Origin of the sequence: Vibrio sp. St2, assembly GCF_947311885.1 — a bacterium.
GTDB lineage: Bacteria > Pseudomonadota > Gammaproteobacteria > Enterobacterales > Vibrionaceae > Vibrio > Vibrio coralliilyticus.
Map to the genome: position 1 here is coordinate 195,532 of NZ_CAMZNA010000004.1, position 17,940 is coordinate 213,471.

Consider the following 17,940-nt stretch of genomic DNA (forward strand, 5'->3'; position numbering starts at 1 on the left):
TGATACCGCTAGCCCTTTAATCTAGCGGCAATCACAGTTATAGTTATTGGTATCGCTTCTATTCACAGCTCTGTGACTCGTATTGCTCTTTGGAGAGTCGGTAATACCCTTGATGCTTTCGCAACAACTACAGCATTGGTTCACGAAGATAACGGCGAACAGCCCGTTTTTTTTCGCCATTTTGGATAGCCAGCATAACTATGCCATGGTTAATGGTCGCTATTGCGATATCGCAGGCCTATCCAACCAAGAACTGATCGGTATGAGCGATACGCAAACCTTAGGTAAGCATTTCTATAACCAACTCAAGCCCTACTATAAGCGTGCCTTCAACGGAGAATCCCTCGAAGCAGAAATCACGCTGAACGAAATTGACCTCGAAACCAGTCTGCATTTCAGCTTAGCCCCCATCGAAATCGACAAAAAAATTGAATACGTTGCCTTTCATGCGGTCGACACATCAGAAAAACATATTCTGGTTCGTTCTTTAGAAGAATCAGAAGGTAAGTTCTCAACACTCACCACTTTGTTGCCTGATGGTCTGCTACTGGTCGAAGAGGATTGCATCATATCTGCCAACCCTGCGGCAGTGCGTTTGCTCGGTTTTGAAGATAACAGTGATTTGTTAGGTGAAGAACTTTCCCGCCTATTTGTCGATGAGAAAACCAAAACGATTTTCAGTAAATCGCTCAGCAGTTCACTGGCGAAAGCACCTTTGACCTGTCTGACTGGCCCAAGATGTGGCTTCGAGCGCCGTGTTCAGCTCCACGCTGATGACGCTATGGTACTAGGCAGCAATACTCAATTGGTGCTGATTCAAGATGCCGATGAAACTCCAAAACACTTGAGTAACAAGCCGTTAGAAGATGCACACATTGATTCTTTAACTGGCCTCTACAATCGTTTTGGTTTTACCAAACGTCTAGAGCAGTTCATTCATAATGAAACACCACTGTTACTGCTCTACCTCGATATCGATAATTTCAAGAACATCAACGACTCTTTAGGTCACCATATTGGTGATAAAGTGATTAAAGAAGTGTCATCTCGTCTTAAGCGTCTTTTACCGCAACATGCGGTAGTAGGGCATTTAGGAGGCGATGAATTTGGCCTGATATTGCCGGAACCAGAAAACAATCGAATGGCGGAGATTCTTGCTGAACGCATAATCTCACTCATTAACCAGCCATTTGATCTGCACCATTTCAGCAAACGCTTAGCGTGTTCTATCGGCAGTGTGACGTATCCGGGAGATGGAAATGACGCACGTATTCTGCTGCAAAACGCCGACACCGCGATGTACGAAGCCAAAGACCGGGGCCGTAACCGCCTGATTAAGTTCAATGATCAGATGAACAAAGAAGCGCGTATGCGTTTATGGCTGGAAATTGAGCTACAAAAAGCCTTACAGCAAAATGGCTTGGAAGTGTGGTATCAACCTAAGGTCAACGCACGTGATTTTAGCATCAATGGCGCTGAAGCCCTTATCCGCTGGAAACACCCTGTGGAAGGTTACATTAGTCCGGGCGCTTTTATCCCTGTCGCTGAACGAGCAGGCTTAATTGAACATCTGGGTCGAGTCGTCATGCGAGAAGTATTCAGCACGGTTAAGCGCTGGAAACTTCAAGGCATTCTACCGGGGCGCGTCGCGATCAACCTTTCGCCAGAACAATTTGGTAATCCAAAACTGATCGATTATATGGAGAAGTTACTGCGTACCACAGAGCTTGATCCTAACTGCATCACGTTTGAGCTGACCGAAAGTGCCGTGATGAGCGACAGTGAACACACGCTGCAAATGCTCAACGCGATTAAAAAGCTTGGCTTTGCTTTATCGATTGACGACTTTGGTACCGGCTACTCATCACTTTCTTATCTCGCCCGTTTCCCGATAGATGAGCTTAAAATTGACCGCGCGTTCATCAATGACATCGATACGCTACCAAAGCAGGTAACGGTAATCGAAAACATCATTAATCTGGGTAAATCGCTTAACCTGACAGTGGTTGCAGAAGGGGTCGAAACCCAGCAACAAGCTACTCTGCTCTCTAACCTAAATTGTAACTCGATTCAGGGCTTCCATTTCTATCGCCCGCAACCAAAGCAAGAAGTCGAAGAGCTCTTCGCTCAGCATCGTCGCCATAAAAACTGATCGCAACTCACTCTAAATGAGTATTTGACTCAGAAACTTACCTAAACCTGCCTTACATCAAACTTGCCGTTCATATTCCTTCATAAAATGCGGAGCAATTTTTCGCAAAGACAGATTGGAAGGCGCAATGGAACTCCTCTGCCCTGCAGGTAACTTACCTGCTCTCAAAACAGCCATCGACTGCGGTGCTGACGCTGTGTATATCGGCTTCAAAGACGATACCAATGCGCGCCATTTCGCAGGTCTTAACTTCACTGGTAAGAAACTGGACAAAGCGGTTCAGTACGTCCATGACCAGAAGAAAAAAATTCACGTCGCGCTGAATACCTTCGCTCATCCGGATGGGTTTGATCGCTGGACTGACGCCGTCGATCGCGCCGCCCAAAGTGGCATTGATGCGTTAATTATCGCTGATATCGCCGTACTGGATTACGCCGCCAACAAATACCCTGAGCTCGAACTGCATTTGTCAGTTCAGGCGTCGGCGACCAATGTGGCGGCAATCGACTTCTATAAACGAAATTTCAATGTTAAACGTGTGGTGCTGCCGCGTGTGCTGTCTATCCATCAGGTCAAGCAGCTGTCACGCAACATCCCGCAAGATGTCGACCTAGAAGTGTTCGCCTTCGGCAGCTTGTGCATTATGTCTGAGGGCCGCTGCTACCTTTCTTCATATATGACGGGCGAGTCTCCCAATACTGTTGGTGCCTGCTCGCCTGCGAAATTTGTTCGTTGGCAGGAGACAGACAAAAGACTGGAATCGCGACTCAATAACATTCTGATTGATCGCTACGGTGACGGAGAAAATGCCGGCTACCCCACTTTATGTAAGGGGCGATTCACAGCAGAGTTAGACAAGCACACTCAGGCTTACCATGCATTGGAAGAACCCACCAGTCTCAACACACTCTCCATGTTGCCAGACTTGTTTGCCGCAAATGTGGCTTCTGTAAAAATCGAAGGCCGTCAACGAAGCCCCGCTTATGTCGAGCAAGTGACTCGTACCTGGCGTGCAGCTATCGACCGCTACTTAGCCAATCCTGAAGCCTATCAAGTTGAAGCAGCTTGGGATGCTGCGTTGGCTAACGTCTCAGAAGGCACTCAGACAACCCTCGGTGCTTACCACCGTAAATGGCAGTAAAGTACAGAAAGGAAAACACGATGAAATACGCACTTGGCCCCCTGCTTTACTTCTGGCCTAAGCAAGATGTTGAAGAGTTTTATCTGCAAGCCGCATCCAGCTCCGCCGACATCATTTACCTTGGCGAGAGCGTCTGTTCCAAACGCCGAGAAATGAAGCCAGCACATTGGATCGATATTGCAAGATCGCTCAATCAATCCGGCAAACAAGTGGTTCTGTCTACCATGGCGTTGCTTGAAGCGCCTAGTGAAGTCAACATCATGAAGAAGTACATTGATAATGGCGAATTTGCTATCGAAGCCAACGATGTCTCCGCCATTCAACTGGCCTCTGAACACAAGGTCCCGTTTGTCGTCGGCCCTGCAGTGAATACCTACAACGCACACACGCTGAAATTATTTCTTAAACAGGGTATGACGCGTTGGTGTATGCCAGTCGAGCTATCTAGAGAATGGTTAGGTAATGTACTTAACCAATGTGATGAAATTGGTATTAAAGGTAAATTTGAAGTCGAGGTATTCAGTCACGGCTATTTGCCACTGGCCTACTCTGCTCGCTGCTTCACCGCACGTGCAGAAAATCGAGCTAAAGACGACTGCGAAACTTGCTGTATCAAATACCCAACAGGCATAAAAGTCAGCAGTCAGGAAGGTCAACAAGTGTTTAACCTCAACGGCATTCAGACTCAATCAGGATATTGCTACAACCTGATCAATGACTTGCCAAATATGAAGGGATTAGTCGATGTCGTTCGCCTCAGCCCACTTGGTATCGAGACCTTCTCAGAGTTAAACCATTTTCGGGCTAACGAATCTGGGCAGTGTCCGATGAAAATTGATAGACGCCAATGTAACGGTTACTGGCATCAGCTCGCCGGACTGGAAGTGAAAAACCTCTGATCTTTACGTCATAAAAAAGACCGATATCACCTCAGTGATATCGGCCTTTTCGCTGTTCTTAAGCTAGCAATTAAGCTTGTGGACGCATCGCTGGGAACAGAATCACGTCACGGATAGTGTGCGTGTTAGTAAACAGCATCGCTAGACGATCGATACCGATACCTTGACCTGCCGTTGGCGGTAAGCCGTGCTCAAGTGCTGTGATGTAGTCCGCATCGTAGTACATAGCTTCATCATCACCTGCGTCTTTCGCATCAACCTGTGCTTTAAAGCGCGCATCTTGGTCTTCTGCGTCGTTAAGCTCTGAGAAGCCATTCGCCACTTCACGACCACCGATGAAGAACTCGAAACGATCTGTGAAGAATGGGTTGTCATCGCTGCGACGAGCAAGAGGAGAAATATCCGCTGGGTAACCAGTGATGAACGTTGGTTGAATTAGCTGAGGTTCAGCAGTCTCACCAAAGATCTCTTCTAGAAGCTGACCACATGTCCAGAACGTTTCTACTTCCACGTGTACCGATTTTGCGATAGCAACCATCTTGTCACGGTTAGTAAGGTCTTGTTCTGTTAGCGCCTGGATCTCAGCGTGCTCTGGGTTGTAGTGTTTGATTGCTTCAAACATGCTCATGCGAGCGTACTTACCACCAAACTCAACTGTTTCGTCACCGTAAGGCATAGACGTTGAACCCAGAACGTCCATCGCAACTGTGCTTAGCATCTCTTCAGTCAGATCCATTAGGTCTTTGTAGTCAGAGTACGCTTGGTAGAATTCCATCATAGTGAATTCTGGGTTGTGACGTGGCGATAGACCTTCGTTACGGAAGTTACGGTTGATCTCGAATACGCGGTCAAAGCCACCAACCACTAGACGCTTCAGGTAAAGCTCTGGAGCAACACGCAGGTACATGTCGATGTCTAGTGCGTTGTGGTGAGTGATGAATGGACGAGCCGTTGCACCACCTGGGATCACGTGCATCATTGGCGTTTCCACTTCTAGGTAGCCTTTTGAGCTCATGAAGTTACGGATTGCCGATACCAGCTTAGAACGGATGATAAACGCTTCACGTGAGTCTTGGTTGACAATTAGGTCAACGTAACGCTGACGGTAACGCATCTCTTGGTCAGTCAGACCGTGGAACTTCTCTGGAAGTGGACGAAGTGCTTTCGTTAGCAGCTCGTAAGACTCCATGTTCACGTAAAGGTCGCCTTTACCTGACTTGTGAAGAGCACCTTTCACACCAATGATGTCACCGATATCTAGGCCTTGGTATTTCTCTTTCAGCTCTTTTTGAACATCTTTTGCAGCGTAAGCTTGGATACGACCAGAGGTTTCTTGAATCGCTAGGAAAGGACCACGCTTAGCCATAACACGTCCAGCGATAGCCACAACATGGTTTAGCTCTTCTAGCTCTTCTTTCGTCTTTTCACCGAATTCCGCTTGAAGATCGCCAGCTAGGTGCTCACGACGGAAGTCATTTGGGTGGCCATTTGCTTTGCAGCTATGACGGATATGATCCAGTTTAGCGCGGCGCTCAGCAATCAGCTTATTCTCTTCTTGTACATTGTCGTTTTGAACAGCATCAGTCATTTTTGATGTATCCTGTCTTTCTTTATGAAAATAGTTTTTCGGTGAAAAGCTTACAGGCCTGATTTCAGGCTAGCTTCGATAAATTTGTCTAGGTCGCCGTCAAGAACCGCTTGAGTGTTGCGGTTTTCAACGCTAGTACGCAGATCTTTGATGCGTGAGTCATCCAGTACGTACGAACGAATCTGGCTACCCCAACCGATGTCCGATTTAGCGTCTTCATTGGCTTGCTTCTCTGCATTTTGCTTTTGAATCTCTAATTCAAAAAGCTTCGCACGAAGCTGTTTCATCGCCTGATCTTTGTTCTTGTGCTGAGAACGATCATTCTGACACTGGACCACAGTATTGGTTGGAACGTGCGTAATACGTACCGCCGATTCCGTGGTGTTAACGTGCTGACCACCCGCACCGGATGCACGGTATACGTCAATACGTAGATCAGAAGGGTTAATGTCGATATCGATGTTGTCATCAATCTCTGGGTAGATAAACGCAGAAGCAAACGATGTATGACGACGGCCACTTGAATCGAATGGCGATTTACGAACCAAGCGATGAACACCTGTTTCTGTACGTAGCCAACCATAAGCGTATTCGCCGGAGATCTTAACCGTTGCACCTTTAAGACCAGCAACTTCACCTTCAGAGACCTCGATCACTTCCGTCTTAAAGCCTTTTGCTTCAGCCCAACGTAAATACATGCGTAGCATCATCGATGTCCAGTCTTGTGCTTCTGTACCACCAGAGCCTGACTGCAAATCAATGTAGCAGTCAGATGCATCATGGTCGCCAGAGAACATACGACGGAATTCGAGCTTTTCTAGCTTAGCTTCAAGCTCAGCAAGCTCTGGCTCAATTTCATCGAAGGTTTCTTGATCTTCTTCTTCAACTGCAAGCTCTAGAAGACCATCAACGTCCTCCACACCTTGCTCAAGTTGGTCAATCGTTTCCACAACCGCTTCTAGGGCAGAACGCTCTTTGCCTAGCGCTTGCGCACGCTCAGGTTCGTTCCACACATCCGGTTGTTCTAGTTCTGCGTTGACTTCTTCTAGACGCTCTTGCTTAGCGTCATAGTCAAAGATACCCCCTCAGGACATTAGTGCGCTCAGACACGTCCTTAAGGCGGTTTTTAATAGGATTGATTTCAAACATGTTTGCTCAACATTTATGAGTAGAATTTAACCGAAGAATTGTACTGAAAAGTGTGACGAAGATACAGGAATTTTTTGCACTGCAACCTGCCGACGATTCAACGAAAAATCCCCTGTCACACGAGGCATGACAGGGGATTTTTATCTATTGAGCGTTTCAGCTTAAGCCGCTTCTTCTGCTAGCTCCGATTGAGCTGATTTTCCAATGAAAAACATGCAGATCATGGCAGCAATTGTTGGTAGCAACCAACCCATGCCAATATCGAACAGCGGTAGCATATTCAGCGCAGACACATCCACACCCGCTACTTTTGCTGCATCAATCAGAGCAAACAGCAGTGACACAAGGATTACAACACGGTAAGCCACTTGTGGGTTTGGTAGCATCTTGCGAATAAATGTCAGTGCAACCAAAGCGATAGCCACTGGGTATAGCGCGAATAGCACAGGAACAGACAAAGCAATCAGTTGAGAAAGACCAACATTCGCGACCACGGCACACGCCACACCGTTAACAACAACCCAAGTTTTGTAAGACACTGGAGTCAGTGAGCTAAAGTAATCAGAACACGCTGAGATAATACCGATAGCCGTCGTTAAACACGCAAGAAGCACAATCACTGACAATACAATTTGACCATACGGGCCGAACAGAGATTGAACGTACACGCTAAGAATCACACCACCATTGTCTGCGCCAGCAGCCACTGCCGCACTAGTTGCACCTAGGTAGAATAAAGAGACGTAAACGAAAGCCAAACCAGCAGCAGCAACACATGCGGCTCTGATCAGGTATTTTGCGGTCGCTTTTTGATCAGAAATGCCTTTTTGACGAAGTGCATCGACGATAAGCCCACCGAACATCAGCGAGGCAAAGGTATCCATGGTGTTATAACCTTCAAGGAAACCTTTTTGCAGTGGGTGTGTCAGGTATTCACCTTGTGCTGCGATCATTTCACCTTGAGGGTCGATAAACACAGCGACAGCAAGCACAATCAAGCCTAAGAAAAGTACTGGAGTCAGTACTTTACCGATCACATCAATCAGCTTGCCTTGTGACCAAGCAAAAGACATGGCCACAGCAAAGAACAAGATAGAAAAAATCGTCAGGTGCGATTGAGCCGCATCAACAAAAAATGGCTTCACCGCCATTTCGTAAGCCACTAAACCTGTGCGCGGCGCGGCAAATGCAGGACCGATAATGATAAAGATCAGTACCGCTATGGTCATCGCCACGCGTTTAGGCAAGTCTTTGGTGAGATGATCCCAAGAACCACCGGCAACGGCGATAGCAACGATAGTAATAAGAGGGAGGCCTACCGCCGTTAGAAGAAAACCTGTCATAGCAGGTACGAGATTCTCACCTGCAAGCTGTCCTGCTAGTGGGGGGAAAATAATATTACCCGCACCTAAGAAGAAAGCGAAAAGCATAAAGCCTACCGCGATAATATCTGTTAATTTTAAAGTCTGATTCACAAGAGACCCTTTAATTATTTTGATTGATGTTGTGCATGCTGAGCAGTCCGAGTTGGCTACCCAATCTATAAATTTGGAGGCGAATAATGACGAAACACACACCCAACCGCAACCCTAGGGCAAAAAACACCATATAAATTTATACTTTCAATCAAAAACCAGTGATATCAACTATAACAATAGAATTAATCAGTTTAATATCTGGATCAATAAATCAAACAAATGCAACATAGGTAGAACAAAAGACCATACAAAGATCCAACAATAGACTTAATCACTCAATTAATAACCACATGCAGAATAAAATGAAAAACACCCAATCCAAGACAAAAGACTTTTCATTCAAGCAGTTTAAAATTGCTGGTGGTTACTCGGGTATGCCTGTCAGCACCGATGGCGTCTTACTCGGTGCGTGGTGCGGCATTAAACAAGCAAATACCCTTTTAGATATTGGAACAGGCACAGGTTTATTGGCTTTAATGTGTGCACAGCGAAACCCTGACTGTGTCATTGACGCGATCGATATTGATCAGCACGCGTTGCAGGCCGCGAAAGAGAACTTCACCTCTTCTCCTTGGTCTTCCCGACTAACACTACTGGAAGGCGACGTGCTCAACTTTCCATTCGGAACACGCTATGACGCTATTGTATGTAATCCGCCGTATTTCAATTCAGGAGAGCACGCCCAAAACCAGCAACGAGCGACCGCAAGGCATACCTTAACCTTGAGCCACGAAGCTTTGCTTGAACGCTGTTTTAAGTTACTGAGCGCTGAGGGCCAGGCTTGGTTTGTCCTCCCAGAAGCAGAAGGACGTATGTTTATCTCCTTGGCAGAAACACTTGGTTGGCATCTGGCGGGTTTATGTGAAGTACAGCCAACAGCCAAGAAACCCGTTGGCCGCTTGCTGATTCAACTTAGCCAATACACATCAAACGCCAAGACAGAAAAACTGATAATTCAAAAGGATAATGGCTACAGCGATGAATTCGTCGCATTAACTAAAGCGTTTTATTTAAAGATGTAGAAATTAAGGTGTGATCCTTATCACCGAACCCTCTATAATACGTCCCCTTAAATTTATCGTTCTCACTTACCAGCTTGTGGAGACACCAGAGTGATCAAAAATTTTGCTGAACTAGAGCTAGATGAAAACCTGCTCGTTGCAATCGAAGAAATGGGTTATACCCGCCCAACCCAGATCCAGGCCGAAGCAATTCCACAAGCTTTGGACGGCAGAGACATTCTCGCTTCTGCGCCAACTGGTACAGGCAAAACCGCCGCTTTTGTTCTGCCAGCTCTACAATACTTGCAGGACTTCCCGCGTCGTAAGCCGGGGCCTGCTCGTGTGCTGATCCTGACTCCTACTCGCGAGTTGGCAATGCAAGTCGCTGATCAAGCTCGTGCTCTCGCAAAAAACACTAATCTGAACATCTTCACCATCACTGGTGGTGTGCAGTATCAAGAACACGCCGATATTCTCGCTAAGACACAAGATATCGTTGTTGCAACGCCTGGTCGTTTGATGGAATACATCGAAGCGGAACGTTTTGACTGCCGTGCCATTGAATGGCTGATCCTTGATGAAGCGGATCGCATGCTCGACATGGGCTTTGGCCCGACAGTTGATCGCCTTTCTTCAGAATGTCGCTGGCGTAAACAAACGTTGCTCTTCTCTGCAACGCTGGAAGGCAAAGGCGTGGAAGGATTTACCGCAGATCTGCTTAAAGAACCTGCTGAGATCGACGCTGAGCCATCTCGCCGAGAGCGTAAAAAGATTGCCCAGTGGTATCACCGTGCCGATGATATGGCGCATAAACTAGCGCTATTGAAAACGATCATCAACGACCAAGCTGAGCGCTCTATTGTCTTTCTGAAAACTCGTGAACGATTAGCCGAGCTGCGCGTTGAACTGGAAAAAGCGCAAATTCCGTGTGCTTGGATTCAGGGCGAAATGCCGCAAGATCGTCGTAACAATGCCATTGCGCGTTTTCGTGACGGTACCGTAAACGTACTTCTGGCAACAGACGTCGCTGCCCGTGGTATCGACTTGCCAGATGTTAGCCATGTCATTAACTACGACATGCCACGCAGTGCAGATGTGTACCTCCACCGTATCGGCCGTACCGCCCGCGCAGGCAAAAAAGGCAATGCGATCTCTTTAGTTGAAGCCCATGACCAAACCATGATGGACCGTGTGGCTCGCTACGTAAAAGAAGAGATCAAAGAGCGCTTTATTAAAGAGCTTCGTCCGAAACACAAAAAACCAGTGTTTAAGAAGAAAAAAGACGACAAGAAAAAAACTACTTCTAAAGGCAAAAAGAGAGTCGCGAAGAAGAAAAAGTAGTAACAAGCTAGCAATTTGAAAGGGTTGATGTGAGAGCATCAACCCTTTTTAGTTTCAATCGGCTAAAAGAGCATCTTCATTGCTAAAAACAAAAATACCGCCTTAGATAAAGGCGGTATTGAGTAATCAGAGCTGTGAAGTCCTTTGGCGCTAGAACAAGACGATGAAAATTAGTGTTCGCGAGTCGCACGGAACTCAACATCTGGGAAACGCTCTTTCGCCAAATTTAAGTTCACCATAGTTGGCGCAATGTACGTCAGGTTATCACCACCATCTAGGGCGAGGTTGGTTTGGTTCTTACGCTGGAACTCATCCAGTTTCTTACCATCTTCACACTCAACCCAACGTGCGGTTGCAACGTTAACGCTCTCATAAATCGCTTCCACGTTGTACTCAGCTTTTAAACGCGCAACAACGACGTCAAACTGAAGCACACCGACCGCACCAACAATCAGGTCATTGTTTTGTAGTGGACGAAATACCTGTACTGCCCCTTCTTCAGACAGCTGTACCAGACCTTTAAGCAACTGCTTTTGCTTCAATGGATCTCTTAGACGAATACGACGGAATAGCTCAGGCGCAAAGTTTGGAATACCTGCGAATTTCAGCGCTTCACCTTGAGTGAAGGTGTCACCAATCTGAATGGTACCGTGGTTGTGTAAGCCAATGATATCGCCCGCGTAGGCATTTTCAGCACGAGAGCGGTCACCAGCCATAAAGGTTACCGCATCAGAGATATTGATCTGCTTGCCAAGGCGCACGTGGTTCATCTTCATACCCTGTGTGTAGGTACCAGATACAATACGCATGAAAGCAATACGGTCACGGTGTTTTGGATCCATGTTGGCCTGAATCTTAAATACGAAGCCAGAGAATTTCTCTTCGTTCGCTTCAACTTGACGCTCATTCGCTTGACGCGGCATTGGCGCAGGCGCCCATTCCGTTAAACCATCCAGCATATGGTCAACACCAAAGTTACCCAGTGCGGTACCAAAGTATACTGGCGTCAATTCACCAGCAAGGAACAACTCCTGATCAAACTCAGGGCATGCACCAATCACAAGCTCTAGCTCTTCGCGTAGCTGCTCCGCTAGCTCAGCACCAACAGCCTCATCAAGCTCAGGGTTATCCAACCCCTTAACAACCAGCTTATCCTGAATGGTGTGGCCTTGACCTGTCGAGTAGAGAATCGTTTCATCGCGATGGATGTGGTACACACCTTTAAACTCTTTACCACAACCGATCGGCCAAGTAATCGGGGCACAGGAAATGTTTAGCTCACTTTCAACCTCGTCCAGTAGCTCCATTGGATCACGGATATCACGGTCAAGTTTGTTCATGAAAGTGACAATTGGCGTATCACGCAGACGGGTAACTTCCATCAGCTTACGTGTACGATCCTCAACACCTTTCGCGGCATCAATGACCATAAGGCAAGAGTCAACCGCGGTTAGGGTACGATAAGTATCTTCCGAGAAGTCTTCGTGTCCTGGTGTATCCAACAGGTTAACTAGGCACTCGTTGTATGGAAACTGCATCACCGAGGTCGTTACCGAGATACCACGCTCTTTTTCCATTTCCATCCAGTCAGATTTTGCGTGCTGCGCAGAGCCACGACCTTTTACTGTACCTGCGGTTTGAATAGCGCGTCCAAAAAGTAATACTTTTTCAGTAATGGTGGTCTTACCCGCATCCGGGTGCGAGATGATAGCGAACGTTCTGCGCTTAGAAACTTCGCCCATAAATGCTGTATTTGACATCAAAGGATCTTCTTCGGTATGAACGCCAGATTGTAGCCAAAATTGGTCATGACATATAAGCTGGCAGATTGATTCGGTTTTGCGCGGTATTCTCCCTTATATTGCTCTTTGGAGCAACAAAGGCAAATAAAACCTCAACAATTCACATCCAAACAAGATACAAATTAAAATATCAATAAATTTGGGCTATAACTAAAGGAGTAGAAGGAACCATATAAAATTATGCCTGCGAGCAAGAAAATAAATTCATTAGCATTCCGACAAGCGAAAACCGTTTTTTTAGTATCCGTGATACTAGGAATAATTTTCAGCTTGTATCAAATTTTGGTGGATCTTCATCAGGAGCAAAAGCGGATTGAAGAACACTACCAATTTAAGTTGCTACAAAATTATTCCAATGCCAGTCAGGCAGCCTATCACCTGAATCAGCTACTCGCTGAGCAGGTCGCATCGAGCCTGATGATGGATGGGGCTATCTATCAGGTTTCGATCGTTGATGACTTTGGAGACACCCTAACCGAACGGGAGAGAGGTGTGTCGCTTGAAAGTTCGTTTACGGAGGCTCTGTCGCGCTACCTGACTCCAACCACTCCTGTCTATAAAACCGAATTACATCAACCCAATTCGCATGTTGTCGTCGGGACACTGAGTTTCTCGGTCAATGGCGCCAATATCGCCAAGGATTTTATCGCCAAGACCAGTCAGATACTGCTGTTTGATCTGTTCCGGAATATCTTGCTGACGACGATCTTATTGTTGTTCTTCTACCAGAAGCTCTCGAAGCCACTGGTGACGTTGATCGACTGGGTTCGTTCACTGCAAGATAAAAAAGCCGAAGTTCCAATGCCGAATCTGTATCGAGATGATGAACTCGGACACTTGGCGAAAACATTCCATAATTTATGGAAAGACAGAGAAGCGGCAGAAGCAAAACTGAATCAATTGGCTTATTACGATTCGCTCACAGGCTTAGCCAACCGTAGTTTACTGCTGCAAATGCTCGAAGAAGCGATCGATAATGCCAACAAGACCAATACATCTGGTGTGCTTTTCTACCTCGATTTAGACCGTTTCAAAACGATTAACGATTCGTTGGGTCACACGATTGGCGACCATCTGATAAAAGCGATTTCTAAACGCATTGAGGCGTGGCTCATTGATGACTACACAGCCGCTCGCATCGGCGGCGATGAGTTTGCCATCTTGATGCCTTCGATCTCTGCGGATAAAGCTCATGAGACCGCTCAGCAGCTTCTTGCTTTGATTTCTAACCCTTACTCCATTGATGATCACTTACTGTACTGCACAACCAGTGTTGGTATCTCGATATTCCCATCCGTGAACAGCACCAACATTGATGTACTGCGTCAGGCGGATACGGCGTTGTATCGCGCTAAGGTGGCAGGCAGAAACAAATACATGTTTTATGAGCCTGAAATGCAGGCTCAAGTTGAGTCTTTCCTAGAGATAGAGAAAGGCTTGCATGAAGCACTCAATAAAGGTCAATTGGAACTCTATTACCAGCCTCAGGTTAATGGCGCACAACAAATCGTTGGCGTTGAAGCGTTGATCCGCTGGAACCATCCAGAGAAAGGCGTTTTGCCTCCCGGCGTATTTATGCCAATTGCTGAAGAAACCGGACAGATCTTACAAATTGGTAACTGGATCATCGAGCAGGCCTGCTACCAATACTCACGCTGGCGCAAACAAGGCGTACTTCCTGATACCTTCCGCCGTTTGGCCATCAACATCAGCCCGCTGCAATTCTCGCAGAACAGCTTCGTTGAACACATTCATGATGTCCTCGCTCAGGCAGACATTGACGGAGAACACATTGAGCTGGAGATCACTGAGAATTTACTTTTAGAAAACGTAGAAAGTGCAATTCAGAGAATGAGTGAGCTTAAGCAGCACAACCTCAAAATATCGATCGATGACTTTGGTACTGGGTATTCTTCACTTAGGTATCTAAAACACCTAGCAGTCGATGTACTTAAAATTGACCGCTCATTTGTCACCCAACTTCATTTGGATGAGAGTGACCAAGCGATCGTCGATACCATTATCATGACCGCACAACGGCTCAATCTGGAAGTCATCGCGGAAGGTGTGGAGGATGCCAACGAATTGAATACGCTCAAACAACTCGGTTGTGATCAGTTCCAAGGCTATCTGTTCGACAAACCTCTGCCTGCTTCCGAATTAATTTCACGTTTTGAAGCGAATTTCTATCCGGTAGAAGGGTCTCCTACCATCAAAGCGGTACAGAAATAATCTAGAAGAAGATGTAACTCATGATAATGGCATCTTCTTTTCCGGTCTCCGTTGGGTAGTAGTTAACGCGGCGATCAACTTCATTAAAGCCTACCGCCTCATACAAGTTAGCCGCGCGAGTATTACTTTCCCTCACCTCTAACCACGCACTTTCCGCTTTTAACTGTTCACACATAATTAAAAACGACTCAATCAGTTGTTTGCCGTATCCTCTACCTTGCTGAGCGGGGTCGACGGCAATATTCAGAAGAGTCACCTCACCCACTATATTCTGAGCATAAAAGTAACCAACCACCTTATCGTCATCCATCAACACATGATGACACGCCCCTCTGCTTGTTACATCGCGAATCATCGTTTCTGACCAAGGGTGGGTATGAGCCTGAGTTTCTATTGAATACACCGAATCTAGGTGAGCTTTTGCTAAAGGAAGTAATGTCATACTATTTTAAAGCTTGGATTTGCTGCCAAAGCGCACGTTTGTGTTGCTGATTGCCGTCAATTTCACTTAGGCTTGGAGATTGAAGCGTTTTGAGACCAAGATCCATCTGGGCTTCACTGCCTGCGAACCAGATCCAGTCAACCTTAGTAGCGCTGAGTAAAACCAGATGTTCAGGGGCTAAGTAACGAGTTTGATCCAACGTCAAATTGATCGTTTTTAAGATATTCTCAAACAAAGTTGCAGTCGCACCTACCGGTTTTTGAGGCGAAACCAAGAGCATTTTGCAGTCATCAGGCAAACGAATACCTTCAGCACGGTAGCCTTGCAATCTCTCTGGGTGAGTCAGCTCGTAGGCTTGAATCCCCATTTCGTGTAAGTATGTAAGCTCTCTAGTCGACATAATTTGCAAATTGCTAGAATATAAAACGGTGCCATGCTATCACAAGCAGGCACCGCTATTATATGACTAAACGAAATGAAAAGCCTTAGAAGCTAGCTTTCACTGCGTCTGCAATTTTTAATGCTGATGATTTTACTAGCTCAGCGTCTTCACCTTCCACCATGACACGGATGAGCGGTTCAGTGCCTGATTTACGTAACAGCACTCGACCTTTATCACCAAGTTCCGCTTCAACTGCAACGACAGAGGCTTTTACCGCTTCAGCTTCTAGTGGATTAGAATCACCAGAAAAACGGACATTCTCCAGCACTTGAGGGTATAACGTCATACCTTGAGAGAGTTCATTCAGGGACATATCACTGCCAACCACTGAAGCTAAAACTTGCAGCGCTGCCACAATAGCATCTCCGGTTGTCACCTTATCAAGTAAGATCACATGGCCTGAATTTTCCGCACCGATTTTCCAGCCTTTTTCAAGCAGCTGCTCCATTACATAACGGTCACCTACTGCGGCACGAACAAAGGGAATACCTAATTGTTTGAGGCCATTTTCCATACCCAGGTTCGTCATCAGGGTTCCAACCACACCACCTTTCAGTTCACCGCGACGCAAGGCATCACGAGCGATGATGTAAGCAATCTGGTCGCCATCGACTTTATTACCAAGGTGATCGACCATAATGATGCGATCACCATCGCCATCGAATGCCAGACCAAGGTGAGCTTGCTCTTCCACTACTCGTTGCTGTAGCGCTTTAACATCCGTAGCACCCACTTCGTGGTTAATATTCGTGCCGTTAGGCTCGATACCCATAGCAATGACATCTGCACCTAGCTCGCTAAAGACGGCTGGAGCTATGTGGTAAGTCGCACCATGCGCACAGTCCACCACAATTTTCAATCCAGAAAGGCTCAACTCAGAAGGGTATGTGCTTTTACAAAACTCAATGTAACGACCAGCAGCATCATCAAGACGGCTGGCTTTACCCAACAATGAAGACTCGACACATTCAATGTCTTTATCAAGTTCCGCTTCAATCGCGAGTTCGATATCGTCAGGAAGCTTAGTACCTTCCGAAGAAAAGAACTTAATGCCGTTATCGTAGTAAGGGTTATGAGAAGCCGAAATCACAATGCCAGCTTCTGCGCGGAATGTCTGGGTCAGGTAAGCCACTGCTGGCGTTGGCATTGGACCAGTAAAGGTAGCTTTCAAGCCAGCGGCAGCAAGGCCTGCCTCAAGTGCAGATTCCAGCATGTAGCCAGAAATACGGGTATCTTTACCGATAATTACTTTTTTGGTGCCCTGCTTTGCCAGAACACGTCCTGCTGCCCAACCAAGCTTAAGTACGAAATCAGGTGTAATTGGGTACTGACCCACTTTTCCTCGTACACCGTCGGTACCAAAATAACGTCTTTTATCAGACATAATTATTCCTTTTTATAATCTATTTCTCAGTGGTTACTTTGCACCATAGAGACAATCTTTACAGCATCAAGCGTTTGTTCAAAATCGTGAACTCGGATGATCTGAGCACCTTTCATTGCAGCAATTGTCGCGCAGCTGACACTGGCGGCAACACACTCGGCAGGCGCTTTATCCAGCAACTTAAACAACATCGATTTACGAGACATACCAGCCAGAAGCGGTAAGCCAAATTGATGAAATTGCTCAAGGTGAGCCAACATGTGGTAGTTGTGCTCAAGCGTTTTTCCAAAACCAAAGCCCGGGTCAAGAATCAATTGACTCTTTTTCATCCCTTTGGCTTCACATGCTTGTACTCTTTCTTGCAGGAATTCACCGACTTCTTTAAGTAAATCGTCGTAATGAGGATTTGCCTGCATGGTTCTTGGCTGTCCTTGCATGTGCATAAGACACACCGGTAACCCGGATTCTGCAGCAACCTCAAGCGCACCTTGCTCTTGCAGTGCCCGAACATCATTAATAATGTCCGCACCAGCTTCAATGGCCTGACGCATGACTTCTGCTTTGCTGGTATCAATAGAAATCCATACGCCAAAGCGTTCACGAATGGCTTTGATCACCGGGATCACCCGACTAAGCTCTTCTTCCAAAGCCACATCAGGTGCACCAGGGCGAGTCGACTCGCCACCGATGTCGATAATACTAACGCCTGCGTTAATCATTTTTTCTGCCTGAATCATCGCATTCTCTAGTGAATTGTATTTTCCACCATCAGAGAACGAGTCAGGCGTGACGTTGAGAATACCCATAACTTGAGGCGTTGATAAGTCGAGGGATTTATTATTTGCTGTAATAATCATAAAAAATACAAAAACCCCGAGTTTCCTCGGGG

General features: G+C 46.4%; 14 protein-coding genes. 6 read left to right on the forward strand and 8 right to left on the reverse strand.

Annotation, left to right across the window (positions count from 1 at the left end):
- Window positions 1-112 precede the first annotated feature (112 nt).
- The 3 genes from QMA41_RS14620 (at window position 113) to QMA41_RS14630 (ending at window position 4,192) form a co-directional block, all read left to right on the forward strand.
- Window positions 113-2,152, forward strand: coding sequence for a bifunctional diguanylate cyclase/phosphodiesterase (locus QMA41_RS14620; RefSeq protein WP_281630033.1), 2,040 nt, complete (start codon window positions 113-115; stop codon window positions 2,150-2,152).
- 127 nt (window positions 2,153-2,279) lie between these two features.
- Window positions 2,280-3,293, forward strand: a complete 1,014-nt coding sequence (locus QMA41_RS14625) for a peptidase U32 family protein (protein ID WP_281630034.1) — start codon at window positions 2,280-2,282, stop codon at window positions 3,291-3,293.
- 20 nt (window positions 3,294-3,313) lie between these two features.
- Window positions 3,314-4,192, forward strand: a complete 879-nt coding sequence (locus tag QMA41_RS14630) for a U32 family peptidase (protein WP_281630035.1) — start codon at window positions 3,314-3,316, stop codon at window positions 4,190-4,192.
- Window positions 4,193-4,262: 70 nt separating this feature from the next.
- Here the strand turns inward: QMA41_RS14630 and lysS are convergent, their stop codons facing one another.
- From lysS to brnQ, 3 genes are all read right to left on the reverse strand, one after another.
- Complete coding sequence (gene lysS / locus QMA41_RS14635) at window positions 4,263-5,780, reverse strand: lysine--tRNA ligase (RefSeq protein WP_281630036.1); 1,518 nt, start codon at window positions 5,778-5,780, stop codon at window positions 4,263-4,265.
- Window positions 5,781-5,830: 50 nt separating this feature from the next.
- Window positions 5,831-6,929 (reverse strand): peptide chain release factor 2 gene (gene prfB / locus QMA41_RS14640; protein WP_096000866.1). Its coding sequence is split into 2 segments (ribosomal slippage): window positions 5,831-6,853 and window positions 6,855-6,929, totalling 1,098 coding nucleotides; the frame shifts between segments, so codons are not numbered across the junction.
- A gap of 161 nt (window positions 6,930-7,090) precedes the next feature.
- Window positions 7,091-8,404: a branched-chain amino acid transport system II carrier protein gene (brnQ, locus tag QMA41_RS14645; protein WP_006958060.1), complete on the reverse strand. Its 1,314-nt coding sequence runs from the start codon at window positions 8,402-8,404 to the stop codon at window positions 7,091-7,093.
- 305 nt (window positions 8,405-8,709) lie between these two features.
- On the opposite strand from brnQ, the gene QMA41_RS14650 reads away from it, so the two are divergent.
- Together QMA41_RS14650 and srmB are read left to right on the forward strand one after the other, a co-directional pair.
- Entirely contained in the window at window positions 8,710-9,429 is a 720-nt protein-coding gene (locus QMA41_RS14650; protein ID WP_281630037.1) for a methyltransferase, read from the forward strand.
- A 90-nt stretch (window positions 9,430-9,519) separates the two neighbouring features.
- The gene (gene srmB / locus QMA41_RS14655) at window positions 9,520-10,749 is read left to right on the forward strand and encodes an ATP-dependent RNA helicase SrmB (protein WP_281630038.1); all 1,230 of its coding nucleotides are present in this window, start codon (window positions 9,520-9,522) and stop codon (window positions 10,747-10,749) included.
- Between the two features lie 170 nt (window positions 10,750-10,919).
- Here srmB and prfC read toward each other — a convergent pair whose 3' ends face one another.
- Window positions 10,920-12,509 carry a peptide chain release factor 3 gene (gene prfC / locus QMA41_RS14660; RefSeq protein WP_019274456.1) on the reverse strand — a complete coding sequence of 530 codons (1,590 nt, stop codon included), beginning with the start codon at window positions 12,507-12,509 and terminating at the stop codon, window positions 10,920-10,922.
- 222 nt (window positions 12,510-12,731) lie between these two features.
- On the opposite strand from prfC, the gene QMA41_RS14665 reads away from it, so the two are divergent.
- A complete protein-coding gene (locus QMA41_RS14665) occupies window positions 12,732-14,783 on the forward strand; it encodes an EAL domain-containing protein (RefSeq protein WP_038163411.1) in 2,052 nt (683 codons plus the stop codon).
- A 1-nt stretch (window position 14,784) separates the two neighbouring features.
- Here the strand turns inward: QMA41_RS14665 and rimI are convergent, their stop codons facing one another.
- The 4 genes from rimI to folP form a co-directional block, all read right to left on the reverse strand.
- Window positions 14,785-15,225 carry a ribosomal protein S18-alanine N-acetyltransferase gene (gene rimI, locus QMA41_RS14670; protein WP_281630039.1) on the reverse strand — a complete coding sequence of 147 codons (441 nt, stop codon included), beginning with the start codon at window positions 15,223-15,225 and terminating at the stop codon, window positions 14,785-14,787.
- Window position 15,226: 1 nt separating this feature from the next.
- Entirely contained in the window at window positions 15,227-15,625 is a 399-nt protein-coding gene (locus QMA41_RS14675) for a DNA polymerase III subunit psi (RefSeq protein WP_281630040.1), read from the reverse strand.
- 85 nt (window positions 15,626-15,710) lie between these two features.
- The gene (gene glmM / locus QMA41_RS14680; protein ID WP_281630041.1) at window positions 15,711-17,051 is read right to left on the reverse strand and encodes a phosphoglucosamine mutase; all 1,341 of its coding nucleotides are present in this window, start codon (window positions 17,049-17,051) and stop codon (window positions 15,711-15,713) included.
- A 26-nt stretch (window positions 17,052-17,077) separates the two neighbouring features.
- Entirely contained in the window at window positions 17,078-17,908 is an 831-nt protein-coding gene (gene folP, locus QMA41_RS14685) for a dihydropteroate synthase (RefSeq protein WP_281630042.1), read from the reverse strand.
- Between the last annotated feature and the right edge of the window lie 32 nt (window positions 17,909-17,940).

Bases quoted from the DNA above. Each gene is read 5' to 3' on its own strand.
- QMA41_RS14620 (WP_281630033.1), top strand. From the start codon at position 113: ATGCTTTCGCAACAACTACAGCATTGGTTCACGAAGATAACGGCGAAC.
- QMA41_RS14625 (WP_281630034.1), top strand. From the start codon at position 2,280: ATGGAACTCCTCTGCCCTGCAGGTAACTTACCTGCTCTCAAAACAGCC.
- QMA41_RS14630 (WP_281630035.1), top strand. From the start codon at position 3,314: ATGAAATACGCACTTGGCCCCCTGCTTTACTTCTGGCCTAAGCAAGAT.
- lysS (WP_281630036.1), bottom strand. From the start codon at position 5,780: ATGACTGATGCTGTTCAAAACGACAATGTACAAGAAGAGAATAAGCTG.
- QMA41_RS14650 (WP_281630037.1), top strand. From the start codon at position 8,710: ATGAAAAACACCCAATCCAAGACAAAAGACTTTTCATTCAAGCAGTTT.
- prfC (WP_019274456.1), bottom strand. From the start codon at position 12,509: ATGTCAAATACAGCATTTATGGGCGAAGTTTCTAAGCGCAGAACGTTC.
- QMA41_RS14665 (WP_038163411.1), top strand. From the start codon at position 12,732: ATGCCTGCGAGCAAGAAAATAAATTCATTAGCATTCCGACAAGCGAAA.
- rimI (WP_281630039.1), bottom strand. From the start codon at position 15,225: ATGACATTACTTCCTTTAGCAAAAGCTCACCTAGATTCGGTGTATTCA.
- QMA41_RS14675 (WP_281630040.1), bottom strand. From the start codon at position 15,625: ATGTCGACTAGAGAGCTTACATACTTACACGAAATGGGGATTCAAGCC.
- glmM (WP_281630041.1), bottom strand. From the start codon at position 17,051: ATGTCTGATAAAAGACGTTATTTTGGTACCGACGGTGTACGAGGAAAA.
- folP (WP_281630042.1), bottom strand. From the start codon at position 17,908: ATGATTATTACAGCAAATAATAAATCCCTCGACTTATCAACGCCTCAA.